Here is a 23,823-nt window from a genome sequence, read left to right on the forward strand (position 1 = left end):
TTTATGAACCTAATTAAGTCAACAGGCACATTTAGTTTTTTTACAATAATAAGTAGATTATTGGGCTATGTTAGAGACATATTGATAGCCCTGTTTCTTGGTGCAGGCCCTTTGGCAGATGCTTTCTTCGTTGCATTTAGGATTCCAAATACCTTTAGAAGATTATTTTCAGAAGGAACATTTAATGCAGCATTTGTACCCAGCTATTCATCACTACTAGATAATAAAAAAAAGTCACAAAAATTTGCAAATAAAATTTTTACTTTACTTTTAATAGGATTATTTTTTTTAGTTCTTGTTATTGAGATAATGATGCCACTATTTGTCTTTATGATAGCGCCAGGTTTTGAAGGCGATCATCAAAAAATGGAATTAGCTGTAACTTTGACAAGAATTACATTTCCGTTCTTATTATTTATTAGCTTGGCATCTTTTTTTTCTGCTATTTTAAATTCTCATAATAAATTTGCCATCGCGTCAGCTGCACCTATAATTTTAAATATTCTTTTAATTGGAGTATTGTTCTTTGGAAAAATTTTAAATGATCAATTAGTATACTATCTGTCTTATGCGGTAACTATCTCAGGTATCTTTCAGTTTATTTTCTTATACTTTTTTGTTAAAAAAAACTTTTCTCCAAAAATTGATTTTGTATTTAAAATTGATAATAAAATTAAACTTTTTTTTCAAAAATTGCTTCCTAGTATTTTTTCTTCTGGTGTTACTCAGATAAATATTTTAGTAGGGACAATCATTGCATCTTTCCAAGCTAGTGCAGTATCATATCTTTATTATGCGGATAGAATTTATCAAATAAATCTTGCTATTGCAGGAATTGCAATAGGTACAATAATACTTCCTCAACTATCCAAGTATGTTCAGAGTAATAAAAAAAAAAAATAAACCTGATTCAAAATAAAGCGCTAGAGTTAAGTCTATTTTTAAGTATTCCTGCAGCAATAGCATTGATTATTGCTTCTGAAGAAATCATATCTTCTTTATTTGGATATGGTTCTTTCGATGAACTAAGTGTTAAAAATTCAGCAAAAGCTTTATTCTATTTTGCAATTGGATTACCAGCATTTTCTCTTATTAAAGTTTTTTCGGCTTTCTTTTTCGCACATCATAATACTAAAGTACCTTTCTATATTTCTTTAATTTCTGTTTTATTGAATGTGTTTATTAGTATTATTTTTTTTAAGGAAGTTGGTTTTATAATTATACCAATAGCAACTACAATATCATCTTGGTTTAATGCTTTTTTATTATTTATTTTTTTAAAAATAAATAATTTATTTAGTTTTAATCCAGTGTTTATAAATAGGTTTGTTAAAATTTTATTAGCTTCAGTATTAATGGGAATGTTTTTTAATTATGTAATTCATTTTTTTAATGACAAGTTGCTTTACGAGGCAAACTTTAAAGCTATTTATCTAATAGGTACAGTTGTATTAGGCATAATATTTTATCTTTTGATTGCAATTTTAATCAAGGCTTTTAAAAGAAGTGATATTAATTTAAACTATTAACATGTTTAAAAAAATTTTTTCAGGCGTCCAACCAACAGGAAACCTTCATCTAGGAAATTATCTTGGTGCAATTAAGAACTTTGTTGAGCTCCAGAATGATAAAGGAAATGAATGCATTTTTTGTGTTGTGGATCTTCACGCAATTACAGTTAAACAAGATCCTAAAGAATTAAAAAAAAATATAAGAGAAACCACAGCCACATTTATTGCATGTGGAATTGATCCAACTCAAAGTATAATCTTTAATCAATCAATGGTTCCTGCACATTCGGAGGCTGCATGGATTTTAAGTTGTGTTTCAAGAATAGGATGGCTCAATAGAATGACTCAATTTAAAGAAAAAGCTGGTAAAGATAAAGAAAAAGCTAGCATTGGTCTTTATTCTTACCCAGTTCTAATGGCGGCAGATATTTTGCTCTATGACGCAACACATGTTCCAGTTGGAGATGATCAAAAACAACACTTAGAACTTTGTAGAGATATAGCGCAAAAATTTAACAACGATTTTAATGTTAAAGATTTTCTAAAAGTACCAGAGCCTATGATACAAAAAAAATTTTCTAGAATTATGAGTCTTAAAGATGGAATAAAAAAGATGAGTAAATCAGATCCTTCAGATTTAAGTAGGGTTAATCTTACGGACAATAAAGAAGAAATATTAAATAAGATAAAAAAAGCAAAAACAGACCCATTACCATTACCTGAAGAACTTAAAAATTTGACTGAAAGACCTGAGGCAGAAAATTTATTAGGTATTTATTCAAGTTTGAAAAGTCAAGATTTAGAGAATTCTATTAATGAATTTAGTGGAAAAAATTTTTCTGAATTTAAAAAAAGATTATCAGAAGCACTAATTGATAAAATTGAGCCAATTTCAAAAGAGATTAAAAAATTATTAGGTGATGAAAAGTATTTAGATTCAATTTTATTAGATGGATCTAATAAAGCAGACAAAATTGCTTCAAAAAAAATTAAAGAAATGAAAGAATTGGTAGGTTTTTAGCTAAATATATTAATTAGTTTAAATTTAGATATTTACCTTTATATATAAATATATGTTTGTTCAAATCGAAATAACACCAAATCCTAATTCTCTTAAATTTTTGCCAGGTAAAAATGTGTCTAATAGTGGCTCTTTTGAAGTTACAAAAAAAGAGGAAACAGACAATGAGTTAGTAAGAAATATTTTATCCATCAATGGTGTAACTGGAGTGTTTTTAGGACAAGATTTTTTATCTATCAATAAAAAAGATGAAACAACTTGGGAAGATATTAAACATATAGCTATTTCACTAATTAATGATTTTTATGCCACTGGAAAAGAATTTGTTATTGCAAACGAATTATTTGAAGAAAAAAAGGAAGAGTTAAATGAAATTGAAAAAAAGATTATAAGTATTCTTGAGACAAAAATTAGACCTGCTGTAGCTAAAGATGGTGGAGATATAAAGTTTAAAGAATTTAAAAATGGTATTGTTAAGGTAGAATTACAAGGTAGTTGCTCTGGGTGTCCAAGTTCAACTATGACTCTCAAGCAAGGTGTTCAAAATCTTTTGTGTCATTATTTACCTGAGGTAAAAGAAGTGGTTGCAATATAATCATGAAAAAAAATAAATTTTCAATTTCTGAAATAAAGAAATATTTAAAAAAAAAAGGTTTCATAATAAGAAAAAAAAAACATAATGAACATAATGAAAATAATTTTGGGCCTATAGCAAGAACCCTTTTGTCGAGCTTAGTAATTATTTCAGTATTTTCCGTTACACCATTCGTTATTAATTTTTCAAAGGAAAGAATGAGCTATTCTAAAGCTACTGAAAATGATTCAAAAAATAAATTAGAGACTTTGCTGGAAAATAAGAGTCAAAAACTTGATAGTGAAGTAAATAACAAATTTTTATTTGAGGATATATTAATTTTTGATGAACTTCCTATTGACACTGTCAGATTGAGCGCTTCCACAATTGAAGAGATATTTAAATCAACTAACTATAATTTAGAAGATGTTAGAAAAACTAAATTAGTTAAACCAATTTCTTTAACATTATTACCACATGAAATAAAAAAAATTGAGAACTCAAAGAAAAGAAAAAATTTATTTATTCAAATTATTTTACCATTAGTAATTAAAGAAAATAATAATATCAAATTAGATAGAAAAAAACTTTTTAGTATTTTAAATAAAAGTAAAAACACTAAACTAGAAAAAAATTGGTTAAATTCAAAATTTAAGCAATACGGTGTATTAAATAGAGATTTACCAACATTAAAAATTAGAATGGATGAAGTTCCAACCTCAATGGCTATTGCACAAGCAGCAAAAGAAACTGGTTGGGGTACATCGAGGTTTGCACAAGAAGGTAATGCATTATTTGGCCAATGGACTTGGTCTGGTGAGGGAATAAAACCTTCAGATGCAGATGGGAGCAGCACACATAAAGTTATGAAATTTAAAGTGTTGCAAGCTTCAGTTAGGGCTTATCAAAGAAACCTAAATACACACTCCTCTTATAAAGATTTTAGGAGTGCTAGAGCTGAAATGAGAGATCAAGGAAACAAATTAGACAGTATGATTCTCACCACATATCTGGACAAATATGCAGAGACAGGAAAAGAATATGTTAGAGTTTTACAACAAATAATAAAACAAAATAATCTAGTAGATTTTGATGATGCAAAGTTGCTTCCCTCAAGTATTGATTTGGAGAGTTTAATTTAATTCTGTTTTACAGAGAACTGAACTCCAAACCACCTCCATACTCCATCATCATTAAGGGAACAGTTTATTCTTCCTCTCCTAAAATTAAATTTATCTCTAAAATTCAATTTTAGCGTGTTTTGATTAAAATTGATAATAGATTTTTTCCATTTGTTTCCTTCGTCAGAAAAACAATTTATATTTTTTATGTTTTTTTGTTCTTCAAAAAATTCTACTAAAAATTTTGGAGGATTGTTATTATTTGTTAAATATTTTTCATCTGGATGTAAAACTTTATATTGCAAAGGATAAAGATTTATTAAGAATTCAAATCTTTTTAGATCACCATATTTTTCATTAATTGGAAATCTTGGTAATTCATATCGATCTTTGTTAATGTCAATTACCCCAGAATGTTGCCCAAAAGAAAATTTAAAATTTTTGGAAATATATTCTTTTATAATTGTGCTATATTCTCCAAAAGGGTAAGAAAAATAAATAGGATTATATCCTAGTTTCTCTTTAAAGATTGAAGATGAGGTGTCAATATCACTCATAAAGTCTTGATTTTTTAGGCCTACTAAATAATCATGTGTATGAGAATGATTACCTATATATACTGCACTTTCCGTTTCTAATTCTTTAATTTGATTCCAAGTCATATATCCATTTTTCCCAACAGATTCAGTTGAAACAAAAAGAATAAATGGAATTTTTTCTTTTTTTAAATAGGGCCAGGCAAACTCATAAAATGAAGAGAACGCATCATCTATAGTTATAAGTATTTTCTTTTCTATTTTTGCAGTGTGAAAATTTTTTTCTAAATCTTTGGGGTCATAAAAATTATACTTTAAGTTTTTAATTATTTGCATTTGCTGCTTAAATACATCCATTTGGATATTGGTTGAGGGGTATTTATTGTCATTAAATCTATGATACATCAATGAAAGAATGCCCTTATCGTCGTAATAATATTTGATATTCTTTTCTTCTGCTTTAGAATTAGAATTAAATAATAATATTATAATGAATAACTTAATAGTAGATGCTGCTAGAGATAAAATTTTTTTAACATTCATTGTTAGTGGAAATATTTATACTTGTAGTCATGAAAATAGTAAAATTAATTTTGAAAAATTAATGATCTTAATTAATGAGTTTTTAAAAAATAATAAAAGCTCTTTAGATGAAATAGGTGCTATTTATGTTAATAGAGGACCAGGCAGTTTTGCGGGTATTAGAAACTCTCTATCAACAATTAAAGCCTTGTTTTTAACTAAAAAAATTGACTATTATTGCTTTAGTTTTGATGATTTTAACGAATCTGAGACCAAAAAATATGTGGATGTGCCACAGTTGTGTAAAAAATATAAAATTAAAAAGAATTTGATTAATCCTATTTATTTAAGTTAAAATTAGCCATGTCAGAAAATATTGAACAAAAGTGTTTAGCCAAAGGAGTTAAACTTACAGAACAAAGAAAAATCATTGCTAAAATTATGTCAGAGTCAAACGACCATCCTGATGTAGACGAACTTTATAATAGGGTTTCAAAAATTGACTCAAAAATTAGTATTGCAACGGTCTATAGAACAGTAAAACTATTTGAAGAATCTGGAATTTTAGCAAAGCACGAGTTTAAAGGAGGAAAAGCGAGATATGAAGAATTAAATGAAGGTCATCACGACCATTTAATAGATGTTAAGTCAGGAGAGATTATAGAGTTTGTTGATCAGGAAATTGAAAAGTTACAAGAAAAAATTGCAGATAAGTATGGTTATCGTTTAGTGGATCATAAACTGGAATTATATGGGGTAAAAAAAAACCTTAACCCGATGTTAAAAAAAATTTTTATTAAAACTTTTGGCTGCCAAATGAATGAATATGATTCTAATCGTATATTCGATACAGTAAAAAAAATAGGTTTTGAAAAAACAAACAACTATGAAGATGCAAATTGTTATCTTTTAAATACATGCCATATAAGAGATAAGGCAAAAGAAAAAGTTTATCATGAAATTGGAAGAGTAAAGAAAATTTTTAGATCTAAAAAAAAGCCTATTGTGATTGTGGCTGGATGTGTTGCTCAAGCAGAAAATCAGGAAATGTTAAACAGGGAACCCTACATTGATATAGTTATTGGTCCACAATCATACCATAAAATTAATGACACTATACAAAAGCATATAGACAATAAGAGAAAAGAAGAAGAGACAGAGTTTGATACAATTTCAAAATTTAACTATTTAAGTAAAATTAGAAATAAAAACAGTAAGGTATCTTCTTTTTTAACAATCCAAGAAGGGTGTGATAAGTTCTGCCATTTTTGTGTTGTTCCATATACGCGTGGCCCTGAATATTCTCGACCATTCGATCAAGTCATAAATGAGGCCAAGGAGATAGTTGAAAGTGGTGCCAAAGAAATTATTCTTTTAGGTCAAAATGTTAATGCATACAGTTATAAAGATAAAAATAAGGAATTCAGATTATCTGATTTATTGTTAGAGCTAGAAGGCTTTAATGAGCTGGAAAGAATTAGATACACCACATCTCACCCTAAAGACATGACTGATGATTTAATAAATGTTTATAAAAAATCAACTAAATTAATGCCTTTAGTCCATTTACCAGTTCAGAGTGGATCAAATAAAATTTTAAAACTAATGAATAGAAAGCATACTATTGAAGAATATTTAATAATTTATGAAAAGTTAAAAAAAATTAATTCCAATATAGAGTTTTCAAGTGATTTTATTATTGGATACCCAGAAGAAAGTGATGATGATTTTAAACAAACAATGGAGTTAATTGAAAAAATAAGATTTATCAACTCTTATTCTTTTATTTTTAGCCCAAGACCAGGCACTGTAGCTGCAGATCTAGAATTAGTTGATAAAAAAAAATCAAAAGAAAGATTAGAAATAATTCAAAAAATATTATTTGAAAATCAGATAAATAAAAATAAGTCTTTAGAGGGTAAGGTTCTTAATATTTTGGTTGAAAATAAGATGAAAGATGGAATTAAGTTATTTGGTAGGACGGAATTTATGACATCTGTAATTTTTGATGGTAATATTGATTGTATAGGTAAAGTTGCAAAAATAGAGATAACTAGCAGTAATCAAAATAGTTTATTTGGAAAATTACAAGAAAATTATAAACAGAAGGTAGCTTAAAAGTTGAAAAACTTAACTTGGAAAAAAATTAACTCTACTTTAAAATTTGTTTATTCAGACAACAATTCTTTGAGTGTTATATTTCAAGATAATGATTTGTTAATGGGCGTGGTTGGTGAATTTAATGAAAATCTTAAAGGACTAGAAAAAATTACTAATATTAATCTCTATTCTAGAGGTAATTCTATTTTGATAAAATCAACACCAGAACAAAATGAAATTGCAAAAAATGCTATTCAATTTTTAGCCAACCAGTTTATAAACAATGGAAGTATAGAAAAAAAAGATATAATCTCTTCAGTAGATAAATTTATGATCGAAGAAAAAGTAAAAAATAATAATGTTTCAGACATAATTAAAACTCCAAAAAAATCAGTTATTCCAAGATCAGAAAAACAAAAAGAATATGTTAGAGCTTTAAGACAAAGTGATATTGTTATATCAGCCGGTCCTGCAGGAACAGGTAAAACATTTTTGGCTGTGGCTGTCGGCTTGACATTGCTACTCGATAAGAAGATCGAAAGAATTATATTATCAAGACCAGCAGTGGAGGCTGGTGAAAGACTAGGTTTTTTGCCAGGAGATATGAAGGAAAAAGTAGATCCTTATCTAAGACCTTTATACGATTCTCTATATGACCTTTTTGATTTTGAAAAAATTCAAAGAATGATTGAGGTTGGAGATATTGAAATAGCACCTCTGGCATTTATGAGAGGTAGGACTTTAAAAAACTCCTTTGCAATTTTAGATGAGGCACAAAATGCAACAGATACACAGATTAAAATGTTCTTAACGCGTATTGGGGAAAATTCTAAAATAGTTATAAATGGTGACCCCTCTCAAATTGATTTGCCCCACAAGAATATGTCTGGATTAAATAGATCTAAAAAATTACTAGGCCATTTAAACGAAATCTCAGTAGTAGATTTTGACCATTCTGACGTAGTAAGACACCCCCTTGTCTCTAAAATTGTAAAAGCGTATTCAGATCAAGAAAATGATTAGCATTGATGTAGTTCCTGAGAGCAGTCTTTGGAATAAAAAAATTAAAAAACCTCATTTTTTTTTTAATTCTCTGGTGAAAGCTTTTCCTAAAAAATACAGATTTATTAAAAAAAAAGTGAGTTTAACAATTTTACTCTCAAATAATAAAAATATTAAAAAATTAAATAAAAAATTTAGAAATAAAAATAAATCAACAGATGTTTTATCTTTTCCTTCTGAAAAAAAAATTAATATAAAAAAATCACCTTATATTGGAGATATTATTGTTAGTTACGAGTTTATGAATAAACCAAAAACCTTAAGTAGCCTAGAGTTTAAGAGTAAAGTAACTAAGATTTTTATTCATGGCTTTCTTCATTTGCTAGGTTATGACCATACTAAATTAAAAAATTTTAAAGAGATGCTAATTGAAGAAGAAAAAATTTACCAAACTATCGAAAAAAAAATTGTCAAACTTTTTTAATAAAAATTTTTTAAACGCTCTTTATATTATCTCTTTGGGAGCAATAAGTTCTTACAGCTTACCACCGTATAATCATTTTATAATTAATTTTATTACTTTTTCCTTATTTTTTATTTTTATTTTTAATAAAAAAAAAAGAACGCCTAATAACAAATCTCTTTTTAAATATGGATGGTATTTTGGATTTGGATATTTTTTATTTAACCTATACTGGATAGTGATTTCATTAACATTTGATCAGAGTTTTAAGTTTTTAATCCCAGTTGCTATAATTTTATTGCCAGCCTTTTTAGCTATATTTTATGGTTTAATGACATATTTGTTCTCAATTCTTTACTCAAAAAATGTAGTCAGTTCCTTTTTTATTTTTTCAATTTTATTTGGCACAATCGAATTTATCAGGGGATCTATACTTACAGGCTTTCCTTGGAATCTAATCTCATTTAGTTTTTCAAATAGTATTTATTTTATTCAAATTCTTTCTATTATTGGAACTTATTCTTTTAATTTAATCTGTATCTCTTTATTTACTGTCCCTGCTTTATTTATTTTGAGAAACTCTAGAACAGAAATTATGATTTGTTTTTTTTTTATTTTAGTATCTGCAGCGTTTTTAATATTTGGTCACATAAAAAACGACAATTTTAATTCTCTAGAAAGTGTAAAAAACCTTTATAAAATTAAAGCAATATCATCAAATATTAGTCTAGATAGATTTTATTCAAACCAGGACGAGTTAAAGATAATTAATGAGCTTATAAAACTAAGCGACCCATCAAAAATAGAACCTACAATTTTTGTGTGGCCAGAGGGGATTATTCCAGACAGTTACTTAAGAGATATGAGTGGGTATAAAAACCTATTTTTAAATAAATTTGGAGAGGATGATTTAATCATCATGGGTTTAAACAGCACGGAGAAAAAAAATAATAAAAATTTATTTTATAACTCAATGGCTATATTTAATAACAAACTAGATATCATTGTAAAATACAATAAAGTTAATTTAGTACCATTTGGAGAGTTTACCCCCTTTGAAAGCATTCTTAGTTTAATAGGCCTTAAAACAGTAACTAATAGCTATCAATCCTTCTCTAGTGGAAAAACTAGAGCTCCACTGAATATAAAAAATAGTAAAATTGATCTAAATATACTTCCTTTAATTTGTTACGAAATAATTTATTCAGGTGAATTATCTAGAAATAACAATTTTGATTATATAATTAATATTTCAGAAGATGGTTGGTTTGGAAATTCTGTAGGTCCTAAGCAGCACTTTTCACACAGTATATTTAGATCCATTGAAAGTGGTAAGTATATAATCAGGTCCACAAACAATGGGATCTCTGCAATTGTTAATCCTTTAGGGATTATAGAACAAGAAGTAGAATTTGGATCAACAGGATATGTTGAGCTGTCTGAGAGTAAATTAGTTAAATCCACACCTTTTATGTTATATGGGAATAAAATCTTTTTAATGTTAATTTTAATATATATTTTTTTAATTTTTTCATTTAATAGACTTAAATATGAGTAATCTGAAAAATTTTTTATTCACTAGTGAGTCAGTTTCAGAAGGACATCCTGATAAGGTATCAGATCGTATTTCAGATATGGTAGTAGATAGTTACCTTGCTGGAGATCCTTTTTCTAGAGTTGCATGTGAGACACTAACCACAACAAACAAAGTTGTTCTTGCTGGAGAGGTAAGAGGTCCAGAAATCAAAGAAGAAGACCTTATTCAAAAAGTTAGAGAATGCATCAAAGATATTGGTTATGACCAAGATGGTTTTACATGGAGAGAAGCAACAAAGATAGAAAGTCATCTTCATTCACAATCTGCAGATATAGCTATGGGTGTTGATTCTACAGGTAATAAAGACGAGGGAGCTGGAGACCAAGGAATAATGTTTGGATATGCATGTAATGAAACAGAAGAATTAATGCCAGCACCTATTCACTATTCACATAAAATTTTAAGACTTATGGCAGAAGATAGAAAATCTGGAAAACTAAAAAACATAGAACCAGATTCGAAGAGTCAAGTTACTTTTGAGTATATTGATGGTAAACCAACTAGAGTTAAATCAGTTGTGATATCATCCCAACATTCTGCAGACATAGATCAGGCTAAGGTAAGAGAATTATTAACACCATATATGTTAAACTCAATTCCAGAAAAATTTTTAAAAGATTTTGATGAAAAAGAATTTTATGTAAACCCAACTGGAAATTTTGTAATAGGTGGACCAGATGGAGATTGTGGTTTAACAGGAAGAAAAATTATTGTTGATACTTATGGTGGAGCAGCACCTCATGGTGGAGGAGCTTTTTCTGGTAAGGATCCAACTAAAGTAGATAGGTCAGCAGCTTATGCTGCAAGATACATTGCAAAAAATGTTGTTGCTTCAAGTGTCTCTGAAAAATGTTTAATTCAATTAGCTTATGCAATTGGAGTTTCTAAACCTTTATCAATTTATGTGGATTTATTTGATAATGATTTGGAGAAAAATAGATTTGTTTCAGAAAAAATTTCAGAAAACTTTGATCTAAGCCCAAGAGGAATAAGAGAAATGCTTGGCTTGAATAAACCAATTTATGAAAAAACAGCTGCTTATGGACACTTTGGAAGGATACCAGAAGCAGATGGTTCATTTTCTTGGGAAAAGACAGATAAAAAGGGTATTTTTTCTAAATAGTTCTTATTGAATTAAAAAAAATTCTTTATATATTGTCGTTACATTATTGAAATTACAAAATGGGCTGAAGCCCATTTTTTTTTGGAGCTAATAAAAATATGTTAAATAGAAGATCTGATAAACTAGAATTGTTAAGAATTGCTGAGGCAGTGGCTTTAGAAAAATCTATTGATAAAGAATTAATCATTGATTCAATGGAAACTGGAATTGCAAAAGCAGCTAAATCTAAATTTGGCCAGGATAATGAAATTAAAGTCTTAATTGACAGAGAGAGTGGCGACATTGGAATTTTTAGAAAATTAATTGTTGTAGAAAAAATAGAGAATACAAACACTGAGATTAATCTTCAGGATGCAATTATTTTAAGTGAAGAAAATAATGATAAAAAAATCGGTGATGAAATTTTACAACCGTTACCTTCTTTTGATTTTGGTAGAATAGCAGCACAAACTGCAAAACAAGTTATTAGTTTTAACGTAAGGGAAGCAGAGCGTGAAAGACAGTATAACGATTTTATAGATAAGAAAGATACAATTCTAAGTGGCATTGTAAAGCGTTTAGAATTTGGAAACGTAATAGTTGATTTAGGTAGAACAGAAGCAATTATTCAAAAAAATGAAATGATCCCCAGAGAAAATATTAAAGCAGGAGATAGAGTCAAGGCTTATTGTTATGATGTAAAAAGAGAACCTAGGGGACAACAAATATTTTTATCAAGAGCGCACCCAAAGTTTATGGAAAAATTATTTGTTCAAGAGGTTCCAGAAATTTATGATGGTTTAATTGAAATTAAGTCATCAGCAAGGGACCCAGGTAGCAGAGCAAAAATTTGTGTCAAAGCGGTTGACACTTCATTAGATCCAGTAGGAGCGTGTGTTGGAATGAGAGGATCAAGAGTTCAAGCAGTGGTTAATGAACTGCAAGGAGAAAAAATTGATATTGTTAATTGGTCTGAAGACCCAGCAATAGTAGTTTCAAATGCATTATCACCAGCAGAAGTTCAAAGAGTAAACGTTGATAGTGTTGCAAAAAAATTAGATGTAATTTTAACTGAAGAAAACTTAAGTAAAGCAATTGGTCGTAGAGGTCAGAATGTTAGACTAGCTACAAAGTTATTAAATTATGAAATTAACATAATGACAGATGCAGAAGATTCAGAAAGAAGACAATTAGAGTTTAAAGAAAAGACTGAAAATTTTGTTAAAAATTTAGAATTAGATGAAACATTAGGACAATTACTTGTGGCTGAAGGTTTTTCCTCAATTTCAGATATTAAAGACAGCACACCCGAAAGCTTAATGAAAATTGAAGGAATAGAAGAAGATACCGCTAAAGCTTTAATAGAAAGAGCTAAAGAATTTTACCAAAAGGATCAGGAAGATATAACAAAAAGAATTAAAGATTTAGGACTTCAAGATGATCTTATAAATCACAAAGGTCTTACTCCAGGAATGCTAGTTACCCTGGGAGAACAAAAAATTTTAAAACTAGAAGACTTTGCAGATCTTGCATCTGACGAATTAACAGGTGGTTATGACATTGTAAAAGGTGAAAGAATTAAAATTCAAGGATATCTTGAAGATTTTGCTTTATCAAAAACTGAAGCAGATGAACTGATTATGTCTGCAAGAAGTATAATTTATAAAGATTGAGTAATGAAATATGGACAACAAAAAAACAAAATTAACACTTTCTGGTATAGCGAAGAAATCAATAGAAAATATAGAGTTAGCAAAAACTCAAAGTAAAAATTCAGTTGTAATTGAAAAAAAACCAAGCAAATTTAGCCCTAGAAGCAATATTAGTAGACCTGCGAGTGTAAGATCAAAACCAGTTGTAAGCCCTGCAGGAAGTTTTGTACCAAGAACTACTTCATCTCTCAAACCATCTACATCAATTACTAATGATTACGAAAAACGTAAATTAGCAGAACAGAGAGCAACAAGAAGACTTAAGGGTGATGCTGGAGACAAGGGAAAGCCTGATACAAAAAAAAGAGAACTAAAATTGACTGTTTCAAGAGCTTTAAGTGATGAGATTGAAGCAAGATCAAGAAGTATGGCTTCACTTAAAAGAGCGAAGTTAAAAGAGAATAGAGAACTAACTAAAGAAGAAATTCAAGAAAATTTAAAACCAATCAAAAGAGATGTCAATATTCCTGAAGCAATTACTGTTAGAGAATTATCTAATAGAATGGCTGAACAATCTAATAATGTCATAAAACATTTATTTGGAATGGGAGTAACAGTTACTATTAATCAAACATTAGCAGCAGATACTGCTGAATATTTAGTAAAAGAATTTGGTCATAATCCCATAAGAGAAACAAAAGTTGAAGAGATTATTCAAAAGATTAAAGATTCAAGATCTGAAAATCTAAAAAACAGACCTCCAATAGTAACTGTAATGGGCCATGTTGATCACGGTAAAACTTCAGTGCTTGACGTTTTGAGAAGTGCAAATGTCGTATTAGGAGAATTTGGTGGAATTACTCAACATATTGGTGCTTATCAAATAGAACATGAATCAAATAAAATAACATTTATAGATACTCCAGGTCACGCAGCATTTACGGAGATGAGAGCCAGAGGTTCAAAGCTGACAGATGTTGTGGTATTAGTTGTGGCAGCAGATGATGGTGTCAAACCTCAAACAATTGAATCTATAAAACATGCAAAAGCTGCAAATGTTCCAATAGTTGTTGCAATAAATAAATGTGATTTACCAGAGGCAGATCCACAAAAAATTAAAAATCAACTTTTAGAATATGAACTTATAGCTGAAGATTTATCAGGAGATACTTTAATGGTTGAAATCTCTGCAAAAACAAAAAAAAATTTAGATAAATTAGTAGAGGCAGTTGTCTTACAGGCTGAAATTTTAGATTTAAAAACTGACTTTGAATCTAAAGCAACAGGAATTGTTTTAGAATCGAAAATTGATGTAGGCAGAGGAGCGGTAGCAACTGTTGTTGTAACTTCAGGAACAATTAAAAGAGGTGACTTTTTTGTTAGTGGATTAAAATCGGGAAAAGTAAGAGCTTTAATTGATGACAAAGGAAAAGCAATTGATCAAGCACCTCCGTCAACACCTGTTGAAATTTTAGGAATTAATGGAGCTGCTAAATCTGGAGATGATTTTATTGTAGTGGATTCTGAAAAAGAAGCCAAAACGTTAAGTGAGAATAGAGCTGATGAAAATAAAACAGGAGGAAGTCCCTTAACTTTTGCAACACAAGATTCTGCTTTTGCAGATAAATCTGCTGCAGAATTAAATATTATTATAAAATCGGATGTACATGGGTCTGCAGAAGCAATTAAAAGTGCCATTAAACAAATTATACACGATGAAGTTAGGCCTAAAATTATTCTATCAGATATTGGAATGGTAACAGAAACAGATGTGACTTTAGCAAAAGCATCTAATGCCACTCTCATTGCATTCAATGTTAAGCCTAGCAAAGAAGCAAAAAAATTAGCAGAGAACGAAAAAATTAAAATTTCTTCATTTAATATTATCTATGAAGTTTTAGATTATATTAAATTGAGAATGTCAGGACTCCTTGCTCCAGATGTACAAGAAACAATCAATGGTACTGCTCAAATTTTAGAAATCTTTAAAGTTTCAGGAACAGGAAAAGTTGCTGGATCTAAAGTAACTGATGGAGAAATTGCTAGTGGTGCAAATGCTAGGTTAATTAGAGATGGGGCAATCATCTATACTGGTAAAATAAGTACAATTTTTAGAGAAAAAGATCAGGCTAAACAGGTTAGCAATGGGCAAGAATGTGGGATAACGCTCAAAGATTTTGTTGATTTTCAAAAAAATGATACAATAGAGGCTTATAGCTCAACCTCTACTGAGAGGACTATATAATGGTTGATAAAACAGGAAAACCTGTATCACAAAGGCAATTGCGTGTTGGAGAGATGATTAAGCAATCTTTAGGTATGATTTTTGCAAGAAATGAAGCTAAGGTGCCAAATTTAGAAACTAACACTGTAACAGTTACAGAAGTAAAAATGAGTCAAGACCTTAAAATTGCAAAAGCATATGTATTACCTCTAGGAGGCAAAGATACAGAAAAAGTTATTAAAAAATTAAGAGAATACTCTTTTTTGATTAGAAAAGTTTTGTCTAAAAAAGTATTTATGAAATATATACCAAAAATACTTTTTGCTAAAGATGACTCTTTTGAATATGCAGAAAAAATAGAAAATTTAATAAAACAAACAAACAAATAGGAAAATAAATAGTATGACGAACAAAGCAGAAGAATTAAAAATGCATGAGAAGGACACTGGTTCTTCAGAAGTACAAATTGCATTATTAACAGGTAAAATTGAAACTCTTTCAGCACATATTAAGCAATTCAAAAAAGATAAACACTCTTCGGTTGGATTGTTAAGAGCGGTAAATAGAAGAAAAAAATTGTTAGAATATTTAAAGAAAAATAAATTTGATTCTTACAAAAATGTATTAACACAATTAAATTTAAGAAAATAGATAGAAGGAAACGGAAATTAGATGTTCAAAGTATATAAGAAGGAAATTGAAGTAGCAGGAAAGAAAATTAGTTTAGAAACAGGTAAAGTAGCAAGACAAGCAGATGGAGCGATCATTGCTTCATGTGGTGAAACAGTTATTTTAGCAACAGTAGTAGGAGCAAAAAAAGTAAATCCAGATATGGATTATTTTCCGCTATCTGTAAATTACCAAGAAAAATATTATGCAGGTGGTAAAATTCCTGGTGGATATTTTAAAAGAGAAGCAAGACCAACTGAAAGTGAACAATTGATCTCAAGATTAATTGATAGACCCATCAGACCTTTGTTTCCAAGTGCATTTAAAAATGAAGTTCAGTTGTTACCAACGGTAATTTCATATGATAAAGATAATCAACCAGATATTTTAGCAATTACAGCTTCTTCAGCAGCACTAGCTATTTCGGGAATGCCATTTATGGGTCCTGTGGGCGCGTCAAGAGTTGGTTTAGTTGATGGCAAATATATATTAAATCCATCAAAAGCTGAATTAGAAAACTCTACTTTAGATTTGGTTGTAGCGGGTACCAAAGATGCTGTGCTTATGGTTGAGTCTGAGACCAAAGGCTTAACAGAAGAAGTAATGTTAGATGCAGTTAAGTTTGGTCACGAAGGTTTTGTTCCAGTAATCGAAATGATTGAGGAACTTGCAAAAGAATGTAGAAAGCCAGAATGGACTGTTGAAAAAAAAGATTTATCTGAAGTTAAGAAAAAACTTGAAGAAAACTTTACAGCAGATTTAACTAAAGCTTTTGCAACAATAGATAAACAAGATAGATCAAATCAAATTTCAGAAATTTCTGATAAAGCAAAACAACTTTTTGCTGATAATGAAAATTACTCTGATTTTAATGTTAATGATGAATTAAAAAATCTTGAAAAGAAGATTGTTAGGACTGATATTCTTAAAAATAAAAAAAGAATTGATGGTAGAGGTTTGGCTGATGTAAGGGCTATTGAGTGCGAAGTTGGTGTTTTACCAAGAACTCACGGGTCAGCCTTATTTACTAGAGGAGAAACACAAGCGATCGTTGTTACTACTTTAGGTACATCTGATGATGAACAAAGACTGGAAAGTCTAGATGGACAACATAGAGAAAGATTTATGCTTCATTACAACTTCCCCCCTTTTTCAGTTGGTGAAACTGGAAGAATTGGAACTGGAAGACGTGAAGTTGGACATGGAAAATTAGCATGGAGAGCAATTAATTCTTCACTACCTACAAAAGAAGAATTTCCATATACTTTCAGAATAGTGTCTGAGATTACAGAATCTAATGGTTCTTCTTCAATGGCAAGTGTTTGTGGTGCATCTCTTGCACTTATGGATGCTGGAGTGCCAATTAAAGAACCAGTTGCAGGTATCGCAATGGGATTAATTAAAGAAGGCGATGACTTTAGTGTATTGTCAGATATTTTAGGTGATGAAGATCATCTTGGAGACATGGACTTTAAGGTTGCTGGAACCAAAGATGGAATTACTTCACTTCAAATGGATATTAAAATTACAGGTATAACTTTTGAAATCATGGAGCAGGCTTTAAAACAAGCTAAAGAAGGAAGAGTTCATATCTTAGGTGAAATGAATAAAGCTTTAAGTGAATCAAGAGCTGATGTTGGTGAACACACTCCCAAAATGGAACAAGTTACTGTTGATAAAAAAGATATCGCAGCCGTTATTGGAAAAGGTGGAGCAACAATTAGAGAGATTGTTGAAAAATCAGGTGCTAAAGTTGATGTGAATGATGAAGGTATAGTAACCGTTGCTGCTCCGGACGAAGAATCTAGAAATATTGCAATGCAAATGATTAAAGATATCACAGCTAAAGCTGAACTAAATAAAATTTACTCAGGTAAAGTAATGAAGATTATGGAGTTTGGTGCATTTGTAAACTTCTTAGGTAAACAAGATGGTCTTGTTCACATTTCAGAACTTGCTACTAAAAGAGTAGAAAAAGTTACTGATGTTGTTAAAGAAGGCGATGAAGTAAAAGTTAAAGTGATTGGTTTCGATAGAGGTAAAGTTAAACTTTCTATGAAACAAGTTGCTGAATAATGCTTTAAGTTAAAATTATAAACTCTTGGAATGAAAGTTCTGAGAGTTTTTTTAATAGGATAAATCAAATGTTGAAAAATTATTCTAATCCAGACTATAAAAGTAGAGAAGGAAGAAATGCTTACTGCATTAAATTGATAGATGAATTTTTTTCAGACACCAAAACAATTCTAAATTTAGGAGGAGGAGGAAGTAGATATTTTAAGGACACTAAGTATAAAGTTACAGAGGTAGATCAAAGTGGTGATAATAATATAACATTAGATCTTGATAATGTTGAAAAAATTCCTTTTGAGAGTAATTCGTTTGATACAGTTATTTGTTTGGACGTACTAGAGCATTTAGAAAATTTTCATTTAATTTTAGATGAAATGAATAGAGTCTCTGAAAAATATATTATTATCTCTCTCCCCAATTGTGTGCATGCTTTTTTTGAAATACTTTTTGATAAAAGATCTAAAAATCAGTTTGAAAATGGCTACTATAACAAATTTTATGGATTGCCATTAAATAAACCATCAGATAGGCATAGATGGTTTTTTACTATTTCTGATATTGAAAATTTTTTTGAATATTATTCAAAAAAAAATAATTTAAAAGTAGAATTTATTTTACCTAAAATTAATTCAATTAAATCAAAAATTTTAAATATTTTTTTGAAAAAAAGACTAAAAAAAGAGATTTTAACAAAATACGCTTGGATAATTATAAGAAAATAAAATATTGATTTTATTGGTTTTTAGGTAATATTCTTTGGGTCTGGCATTCCAACCTTGTTATATCCAGCATCTACGTAATGAATTTCACCTGTAACACCGCCAGCAAGGTCGCTTAAAAGGTATAAAGCTGAGTTACCAACATCCTGAATATCAACGTTTCTCTTTAAGAAAGAATGGTCTGCATTCCATTTGTATAAGAATTTTGCATCTCCAATAGCAGAAGCTGCCAAAGTTTTAATGGGACCCGCACTAATAGCATTCACTCTCATGCCTTTAGCACCTAGATCTCTTGCAAGATACTTAACACTTGCCTCAAGAGCTGATTTACAAACACCCATTACATTATAATTTGGAATAGCTTTAGTTGATTCGTAAGTTAAAGTTAAAATACTGCCACCTTCTTTCATTATCTTAGAAGCTTCTTTTGCAACTTCTGTAAATGAAAAACATGAGATTAGCATACTTCTTAAAAAATTTTCTCTAGATGTATTTAAATATTCACCTGATAATTCTGATTTATCTGAAAAAGCAACTGCATGAACAACAAAGTCAATTTGTCCCCACTGAGATTTAATATCTTCAAAAAGTTTTATAACCTCTTCTTTGCTTTCAACATCACAACTAAACGTTGCTTTTGAATTTAACTTTTCTGCCAAAGGAATAACTCTTTTCTTTAATGCATCACCTAAATAAGTGAATGCAAGTTCTGCCCCAGCTTCTGCAAGTTTCTGAGAGATCCCCCAGGCAATAGATCTTTCATTGGCAACACCCATAATCAATCCTCTTTTACCCTTCATTAAATTCATAAATTAAACTTTCTCAAAAATTAAAGTTGCATTTGTTCCACCAAAACCAAAGCTATTAGACATAACAGAATTTAACTTAACATCTGTTTCTGTTTTAGTAACGATTGGAAATTTTTTAGCTTCATCATCCATGTCAGTGATGTTAGCAGATGCTGTGATGAAACTATTTTTCATCATGATCAAACTATAAATTGCTTCATGAACTGATGCAGCACCCAATGGGTGACCTGAAAGTGATTTAGTAGAACTAATTTTTGGTATTTCAGCACCAAATGCTTCACCGACACCTCTAAGTTCAGTTATATCTCCAACTGGAGTTGATGTACCATGAGTATTTAAGTAATCCATTTTATTTTTAGCAGTTGCTAAAGCCATCTTCATACATCTTACAGCACCTTCACCTGATGGAGCTACCATATCGTACCCATCAGAAGTTGCGCCATAGCCTGTTAATTCAGCATATATGTTTGCACCTCTTGCTTTTGCATGTTCGTACTCTTCAAGCACTAAAACTCCACCACCACCGGCTATTACAAAGCCATCTCTAGTCTTATCATAGGCTCTTGAAGCAGTTTCAGGTGCATCATTGTATTTAGAAGACAGTGCAGTCATCGCATCAAACATCGCAGTCATTGCCCAGTGCAGTTCTTCACTACCACCCGCAAAAACAATATTTTGTTTACCCATTTGGATTAGTTCGCTTGCATGACCGATACAGTGTCCACTAGTTGCACAAGCAGAACTCATCGTATAGTTTACTCCTTTAATTTTGAAAGGTACGGCAAGTGTCGCCGAAGATGTACTGGCCATAGTTCTTGGAACAATAAATGGCCCCATTAACTTTGGTGTCTTAGCTCTAGTTTTGTCAACTGACAAAACAACATTTTCAATTGATGGACCACCAGAGCCCATAACGATTCCAGTTTTAAAATTACTTACATCTTTATCTTCCAATCCTGAATCTTTGATAGCCTCTTTCATTGCAATATAGTTGTACGCAGATCCAGATCCCATAAATCTAATTGTTTTTCTATCAATATGATCTTCAAGTTTTATGTTTGGTTTTCCATGAATATGGCTTTTTAAATTATGCTCTTTGTATTCTCCGCAAAAAGATATTCCTGATTTTGAATTTAGAAGAGACTGATAAACTTCTTCCTGATTATTTCCTAAACAAGAAACTACACCTAAACCTGTGACTACTACCCTTCTCATTATTTAAATAAACCCACTTTTAAATTTTCTGCTGAATATATCTTTTTATCATCAGCAAATAATAAACCATTTGCAAGACCAACAGAAGTTCCACTAGGTAACATAATTTTTTTCATATCAATTACATAAGTTGCTTTTTTAACACTTTTTAAAACTTCACCAGTAAATTTTACAGTACTAACCCCTAAAGCTCTTCCTTTTCCAGGATTGCCAAGCCATCCCAGATAAAACCCAACTAATTGCCACATTGCATCTAATCCTAGACACCCTGGCATAACCGGATCCCCCTTAAAGTGACAATCAAAGAACCAAAGATCATCTTTGATATCCAGCTCAGCCTTTATAATACCCTTGTTAAACTCTCCACCAGCATCATTAATTTCTGTTATTCTATCAAACATCAGCATTGGCGGAAGAGGTAATTTTGCATTTCCTGGGCCAAAAAGCTCTCCATTACCACAACTTATCAGCTCATCGTATGTGAATGAGTTTTTTTTCATAAATTTCAATCCCTTAATACTTGATTTATCGTAATTATAATATAGAAATAGTTTAGAACTATTATAAACAATGATGAACAATATAAGTATATACACGAGAAAATTAAGAGAATCTGGCCTAAGACCAACAAGACAGAGACTAAAAATTTGTGAAGTATTGTTTTCACCTGAAAAAACTTTTCACTTTACAATAAATGATCTAACTAAAATTATTGAGGAGAAGTTGAGTGAAAAAATATCTTTAGCGACAGTTTACAATACAATTCATGCATTTAAAAAAAAAGGATATTTAAAAGAAATTTCTATCAATTCAGACAAAAGTTATTTTGATACTAACGTAACAGAGCACCATCATTTTTTTGACGAAGACACAAATGAGCTCATTGATTGTAGCAACGACGATATTGATTCTGTAAATATAAAAAAAAATATCACAGGAAAAAAAATAAAATCAGTAGAAGTATTAATTAAAGTTGCAACTGATAATCAAACGCAAAAATAATTTAATAATTTCAACAACTTAATATTTACATTAAAACAATTCTAAACTGTTGACATATAGTTTAGAACGATTATATATACATTATAATCATTAAGGAGAAAAATATGTCATTAAAAGGTAGTAAAACAGAAGAAAACTTAAAAGATGCATTTGCAGGTGAGAGCCAAGCAAACAGACGTTATTTATATTTTGCTCAAAAAGCAGATATTGAAGGTTATAACGATGTAGCATCTGTATTTAGATCTACAGCTGAAGGTGAAACAGGTCATGCACATGGACACCTTGAGTATCTTGAGGAAGTTGGAGACCCAGCTACAGGATTACCAATTGGTGAGACTAAAGCGAATTTAGCTTCAGCGGTACAAGGTGAAACACATGAGTATACAGACATGTACCCAGGTATGGCAAAAACAGCTAGAGAAGAAGGCTTTTCAGAAATTGCTGATTGGTTTGAAACTTTAGCAAAAGCTGAAAAATCACACGCAGGTAAATTCCAAAAAACATTAGAATCTATTGCGTAAATAAGACTTAATTTATGGTGGGGTTCTTCCCCGCCATCAAATCCTAAAATTTTAAATATGAGCAAAGAAGGAAGTATAGATGCACCCATTAGGCACCCAATAAATTTTGAGCATCCTGATTTTTTAGACCCCAAAAAATTAGATGACGAAATGAGAAGAGCATTCGACATCTGTCATGGATGTAGAAGATGTTTTAATTTATGCGACTCGTTTCCAAAATTATTTGACATGATTGATGAGTCAGAAAATGAGGACGTAGAAAGTTTAAAAAGTGAACAGTTTGAACCTGTAGTAGACGCTTGTACTTTATGCGACATGTGTTTTATGACTAAGTGTCCTTATGTTCCACCGCATGATTTTGATTTAGACTTTCCTCATTTAATGTTGAGATATAGAACAGCTCAAAAAAAATTAAATAAATTGCCAGCAGTGCCCGCGCAACTAGCTCAAATTGATAGAAATGCAAAAATTGGTGTAATGCTATCATCACTAATAAACTGGGCATCAAGCATTAAAAATAAATTCTTTAGAAAAATATTAGAATTAATTGCTGGGATTGATATGAGAGTTACACTTCCCACTTATAATTCAGAAACGTTTACAAATTATTTTAAAAAAAATAATTTTCCAACAAATAATGAAGCTCCATCTAAAAATAGAAAAGTTGTAATTTACTCAACATGCTTTGTTAATTTTAATAAAAAAGATACAGGCGTGGCTGCATTAAAAGTTTTAAAGAAAAATGGAGTAGAGGTTCAAGAAGCTTATCCAGGTTGTTGTGGAATGCCTTATCTTGAGCAAGCAGATTTACCAAAAGTTGTAGAGCAAGCCAAAAAAGTTTCCAAAGATTTACTGGAGTGGGTAGATAAGGGTTATCAAATTATTACTTTAACAGCCAGTTGTGGTCTAATGTTAAAATTTGAATGGCCTTTACTATTGCCAAATGACGAAAACATTAAAAGACTTTCAAAAAGTGTTAGTGATATAGATGAATATATTGTTGATATAGCACAAAAGGAAGGCCTAGCAGAAGGTTTACAAGAAATTGATGGTGGAGTTACAGTTCACAACGCATGTCATGCAAGAGCACAAAACATGGGTATTAAATCTAGAGATATGCTTAAATTTATCCCTAATATAAAAATAGATGTTGTTGAAAGATGTGCTGGTCATGGGGGAACTTTTGGTGTGATGAAGGAAACTCACGATTTAGCTGTAAAAGTTGGAACACCAACAGCAAGACAAATTAAAAATAAAAACAATAAATATATGGCCTCAGATTGTCCTTTGGCAGGTAAGCATTTAAAACAATTAGAAACAGACACAAATATTGCAAATGATGAGGCACTTCACCCTATCGAATTAATGGCAAAAAGTTATAGATTATAAT

22 protein-coding genes and 2 pseudogenes are annotated in these 23,823 nt (G+C 30.2%); 20 read left to right on the forward strand and 4 right to left on the reverse strand.

The features are described from left to right. Positions 1 to 3: 3 nt before the first annotated feature. The 4 genes and pseudogenes from murJ to ABXT47_RS06795 all read left to right on the forward strand — a co-directional run. Positions 4 to 1,433, forward strand: a pseudogene (gene murJ / locus ABXT47_RS06780) (murein biosynthesis integral membrane protein MurJ); the annotation flags it as partial. Positions 1,434 to 1,530: 97 nt separating this feature from the next. Beyond that, positions 1,531 to 2,532 carry a tryptophan--tRNA ligase gene (trpS, locus tag ABXT47_RS06785; protein WP_415308389.1) on the forward strand — a complete coding sequence of 334 codons (1,002 nt, stop codon included), beginning with the start codon at positions 1,531 to 1,533 and terminating at the stop codon, positions 2,530 to 2,532. 52 nt (positions 2,533 to 2,584) lie between these two features. Next, a complete protein-coding gene (locus tag ABXT47_RS06790; RefSeq protein WP_415308391.1) occupies positions 2,585 to 3,127 on the forward strand; it encodes a NifU family protein in 543 nt (180 codons plus the stop codon). Between the two features lie 2 nt (positions 3,128 to 3,129). Then, positions 3,130 to 4,248, forward strand: coding sequence for a glucosaminidase domain-containing protein (locus tag ABXT47_RS06795; protein WP_415308393.1), 1,119 nt, complete (start codon positions 3,130 to 3,132; stop codon positions 4,246 to 4,248). On the opposite strand, the gene ABXT47_RS06800 is transcribed toward ABXT47_RS06795, so the two are convergent. Continuing rightward, entirely contained in the window at positions 4,245 to 5,306 is a 1,062-nt protein-coding gene (locus tag ABXT47_RS06800; protein WP_415308395.1) for a polysaccharide deacetylase family protein, read from the reverse strand. The genes ABXT47_RS06795 and ABXT47_RS06800 overlap by 4 nt on opposite strands. Between ABXT47_RS06800 and ABXT47_RS06805 the strand changes: the two genes are divergently transcribed. The 13 genes and pseudogenes from ABXT47_RS06805 (at position 5,254) to ABXT47_RS06865 (ending at position 18,889) form a co-directional block, all read left to right on the forward strand. Further along, positions 5,254 to 5,640, forward strand: a complete 387-nt coding sequence (locus tag ABXT47_RS06805) for a peptidase M22 (protein WP_415308397.1) — start codon at positions 5,254 to 5,256, stop codon at positions 5,638 to 5,640. The two genes, ABXT47_RS06800 and ABXT47_RS06805, sit on opposite strands and share 53 nt — an antisense overlap. A gap of 8 nt (positions 5,641 to 5,648) precedes the next feature. Beyond that, positions 5,649 to 6,026, forward strand: a pseudogene (locus ABXT47_RS06810) (Fur family transcriptional regulator); the annotation flags it as partial. 36 nt (positions 6,027 to 6,062) lie between these two features. Further along, on the forward strand, positions 6,063 to 7,403 hold the full coding sequence (miaB, locus tag ABXT47_RS06815; protein ID WP_415309371.1) for a tRNA (N6-isopentenyl adenosine(37)-C2)-methylthiotransferase MiaB: 1,341 nt from the start codon (positions 6,063 to 6,065) through the stop codon (positions 7,401 to 7,403). A gap of 3 nt (positions 7,404 to 7,406) precedes the next feature. Beyond that, positions 7,407 to 8,408 (forward strand): PhoH family protein, encoded by a 1,002-nt coding sequence (locus tag ABXT47_RS06820; RefSeq protein ID WP_415308398.1) that lies wholly within the window; start codon positions 7,407 to 7,409, stop codon positions 8,406 to 8,408. Further along, positions 8,401 to 8,871, forward strand: coding sequence for an rRNA maturation RNase YbeY (gene ybeY, locus ABXT47_RS06825; RefSeq protein ID WP_415308399.1), 471 nt, complete (start codon positions 8,401 to 8,403; stop codon positions 8,869 to 8,871). Before ABXT47_RS06820 ends, ybeY begins: the two co-directional genes overlap by 8 nt. Further along, the gene (lnt, locus tag ABXT47_RS06830) at positions 8,855 to 10,408 is read left to right on the forward strand and encodes an apolipoprotein N-acyltransferase (protein WP_415308401.1); all 1,554 of its coding nucleotides are present in this window, start codon (positions 8,855 to 8,857) and stop codon (positions 10,406 to 10,408) included. The genes ybeY and lnt overlap by 17 nt, the downstream gene beginning before the upstream one ends. Beyond that, a complete protein-coding gene (gene metK, locus ABXT47_RS06835; RefSeq protein ID WP_415308403.1) occupies positions 10,401 to 11,570 on the forward strand; it encodes a methionine adenosyltransferase in 1,170 nt (389 codons plus the stop codon). The genes lnt and metK overlap by 8 nt, the downstream gene beginning before the upstream one ends. Before the next feature lie 98 nt (positions 11,571 to 11,668). Beyond that, on the forward strand, positions 11,669 to 13,222 hold the full coding sequence (gene nusA / locus ABXT47_RS06840) for a transcription termination factor NusA (protein WP_415308405.1): 1,554 nt from the start codon (positions 11,669 to 11,671) through the stop codon (positions 13,220 to 13,222). A 10-nt stretch (positions 13,223 to 13,232) separates the two neighbouring features. Further along, on the forward strand, positions 13,233 to 15,446 hold the full coding sequence (gene infB / locus ABXT47_RS06845) for a translation initiation factor IF-2 (RefSeq protein ID WP_415308407.1): 2,214 nt from the start codon (positions 13,233 to 13,235) through the stop codon (positions 15,444 to 15,446). Then, the gene (rbfA, locus tag ABXT47_RS06850) at positions 15,446 to 15,814 is read left to right on the forward strand and encodes a 30S ribosome-binding factor RbfA (RefSeq protein ID WP_415304024.1); all 369 of its coding nucleotides are present in this window, start codon (positions 15,446 to 15,448) and stop codon (positions 15,812 to 15,814) included. The genes infB and rbfA overlap by 1 nt, the downstream gene beginning before the upstream one ends. Before the next feature lie 13 nt (positions 15,815 to 15,827). Beyond that, the gene (rpsO, locus tag ABXT47_RS06855) at positions 15,828 to 16,076 is read left to right on the forward strand and encodes a 30S ribosomal protein S15 (protein ID WP_415278299.1); all 249 of its coding nucleotides are present in this window, start codon (positions 15,828 to 15,830) and stop codon (positions 16,074 to 16,076) included. A 21-nt stretch (positions 16,077 to 16,097) separates the two neighbouring features. After that, a complete protein-coding gene (pnp, locus tag ABXT47_RS06860) occupies positions 16,098 to 18,170 on the forward strand; it encodes a polyribonucleotide nucleotidyltransferase (RefSeq protein ID WP_415308408.1) in 2,073 nt (690 codons plus the stop codon). Positions 18,171 to 18,238: 68 nt separating this feature from the next. After that, positions 18,239 to 18,889, forward strand: a complete 651-nt coding sequence (locus tag ABXT47_RS06865) for a class I SAM-dependent methyltransferase (RefSeq protein WP_415308410.1) — start codon at positions 18,239 to 18,241, stop codon at positions 18,887 to 18,889. A 20-nt stretch (positions 18,890 to 18,909) separates the two neighbouring features. Here ABXT47_RS06865 and ABXT47_RS06870 read toward each other — a convergent pair whose 3' ends face one another. From ABXT47_RS06870 to fabA, 3 genes are read right to left on the reverse strand one after another with little or no spacing between them, the layout of a single operon-like run. After that, positions 18,910 to 19,695 (reverse strand): enoyl-ACP reductase, encoded by a 786-nt coding sequence (locus tag ABXT47_RS06870; RefSeq protein ID WP_415308412.1) that lies wholly within the window; start codon positions 19,693 to 19,695, stop codon positions 18,910 to 18,912. A gap of 3 nt (positions 19,696 to 19,698) precedes the next feature. Then, positions 19,699 to 20,910 (reverse strand): beta-ketoacyl-ACP synthase I, encoded by a 1,212-nt coding sequence (fabB, locus tag ABXT47_RS06875; RefSeq protein ID WP_415308414.1) that lies wholly within the window; start codon positions 20,908 to 20,910, stop codon positions 19,699 to 19,701. Then, entirely contained in the window at positions 20,910 to 21,410 is a 501-nt protein-coding gene (gene fabA, locus ABXT47_RS06880; protein ID WP_415308416.1) for a bifunctional 3-hydroxydecanoyl-ACP dehydratase/trans-2-decenoyl-ACP isomerase, read from the reverse strand. The genes fabB and fabA overlap by 1 nt, the downstream gene beginning before the upstream one ends. 70 nt (positions 21,411 to 21,480) lie before the next feature. Between fabA and ABXT47_RS06885 the strand changes: the two genes are divergently transcribed. From ABXT47_RS06885 to ABXT47_RS06895, 3 genes are all read left to right on the forward strand, one after another. Beyond that, positions 21,481 to 21,912 carry a Fur family transcriptional regulator gene (locus ABXT47_RS06885; RefSeq protein WP_415308418.1) on the forward strand — a complete coding sequence of 144 codons (432 nt, stop codon included), beginning with the start codon at positions 21,481 to 21,483 and terminating at the stop codon, positions 21,910 to 21,912. Between the two features lie 104 nt (positions 21,913 to 22,016). Next, positions 22,017 to 22,433 (forward strand): rubrerythrin family protein, encoded by a 417-nt coding sequence (locus ABXT47_RS06890; protein ID WP_271512302.1) that lies wholly within the window; start codon positions 22,017 to 22,019, stop codon positions 22,431 to 22,433. A 57-nt stretch (positions 22,434 to 22,490) separates the two neighbouring features. Continuing rightward, positions 22,491 to 23,822: a (Fe-S)-binding protein gene (locus tag ABXT47_RS06895; RefSeq protein WP_415308419.1), complete on the forward strand. Its 1,332-nt coding sequence runs from the start codon at positions 22,491 to 22,493 to the stop codon at positions 23,820 to 23,822. The last annotated feature ends 1 nt before the right edge of the window (position 23,823 follow it).

Origin of the sequence: Candidatus Pelagibacter sp. Uisw_099_02 (genome assembly GCF_047727625.1) — a bacterium.
Classification (GTDB): Bacteria; Pseudomonadota; Alphaproteobacteria; order Pelagibacterales; family Pelagibacteraceae; genus Pelagibacter.

Bases quoted from the DNA above. Each gene is read 5' to 3' on its own strand.
- rbfA (WP_415304024.1), top strand. From the start codon at position 15,446: ATGGTTGATAAAACAGGAAAACCTGTATCACAAAGGCAATTGCGTGTT.
- fabA (WP_415308416.1), bottom strand. From the start codon at position 21,410: ATGAAAAAAAACTCATTCACATACGATGAGCTGATAAGTTGTGGTAAT.
- nusA (WP_415308405.1), top strand. From the start codon at position 11,669: ATGTTAAATAGAAGATCTGATAAACTAGAATTGTTAAGAATTGCTGAG.
- ybeY (WP_415308399.1), top strand. From the start codon at position 8,401: ATGATTAGCATTGATGTAGTTCCTGAGAGCAGTCTTTGGAATAAAAAA.
- ABXT47_RS06885 (WP_415308418.1), top strand. From the start codon at position 21,481: ATGATGAACAATATAAGTATATACACGAGAAAATTAAGAGAATCTGGC.
- ABXT47_RS06895 (WP_415308419.1), top strand. From the start codon at position 22,491: ATGAGCAAAGAAGGAAGTATAGATGCACCCATTAGGCACCCAATAAAT.
- ABXT47_RS06795 (WP_415308393.1), top strand. From the start codon at position 3,130: ATGAAAAAAAATAAATTTTCAATTTCTGAAATAAAGAAATATTTAAAA.
- ABXT47_RS06865 (WP_415308410.1), top strand. From the start codon at position 18,239: ATGTTGAAAAATTATTCTAATCCAGACTATAAAAGTAGAGAAGGAAGA.
- trpS (WP_415308389.1), top strand. From the start codon at position 1,531: ATGTTTAAAAAAATTTTTTCAGGCGTCCAACCAACAGGAAACCTTCAT.
- rpsO (WP_415278299.1), top strand. From the start codon at position 15,828: ATGACGAACAAAGCAGAAGAATTAAAAATGCATGAGAAGGACACTGGT.
- ABXT47_RS06805 (WP_415308397.1), top strand. From the start codon at position 5,254: ATGAATAACTTAATAGTAGATGCTGCTAGAGATAAAATTTTTTTAACA.
- metK (WP_415308403.1), top strand. From the start codon at position 10,401: ATGAGTAATCTGAAAAATTTTTTATTCACTAGTGAGTCAGTTTCAGAA.
- ABXT47_RS06790 (WP_415308391.1), top strand. From the start codon at position 2,585: ATGTTTGTTCAAATCGAAATAACACCAAATCCTAATTCTCTTAAATTT.
- pnp (WP_415308408.1), top strand. From the start codon at position 16,098: ATGTTCAAAGTATATAAGAAGGAAATTGAAGTAGCAGGAAAGAAAATT.
- fabB (WP_415308414.1), bottom strand. From the start codon at position 20,910: ATGAGAAGGGTAGTAGTCACAGGTTTAGGTGTAGTTTCTTGTTTAGGA.
- ABXT47_RS06890 (WP_271512302.1), top strand. From the start codon at position 22,017: ATGTCATTAAAAGGTAGTAAAACAGAAGAAAACTTAAAAGATGCATTT.
- miaB (WP_415309371.1), top strand. From the start codon at position 6,063: ATGTTAAAAAAAATTTTTATTAAAACTTTTGGCTGCCAAATGAATGAA.
- infB (WP_415308407.1), top strand. From the start codon at position 13,233: ATGGACAACAAAAAAACAAAATTAACACTTTCTGGTATAGCGAAGAAA.
- ABXT47_RS06800 (WP_415308395.1), bottom strand. From the start codon at position 5,306: ATGAATGTTAAAAAAATTTTATCTCTAGCAGCATCTACTATTAAGTTA.
- ABXT47_RS06870 (WP_415308412.1), bottom strand. From the start codon at position 19,695: ATGAATTTAATGAAGGGTAAAAGAGGATTGATTATGGGTGTTGCCAAT.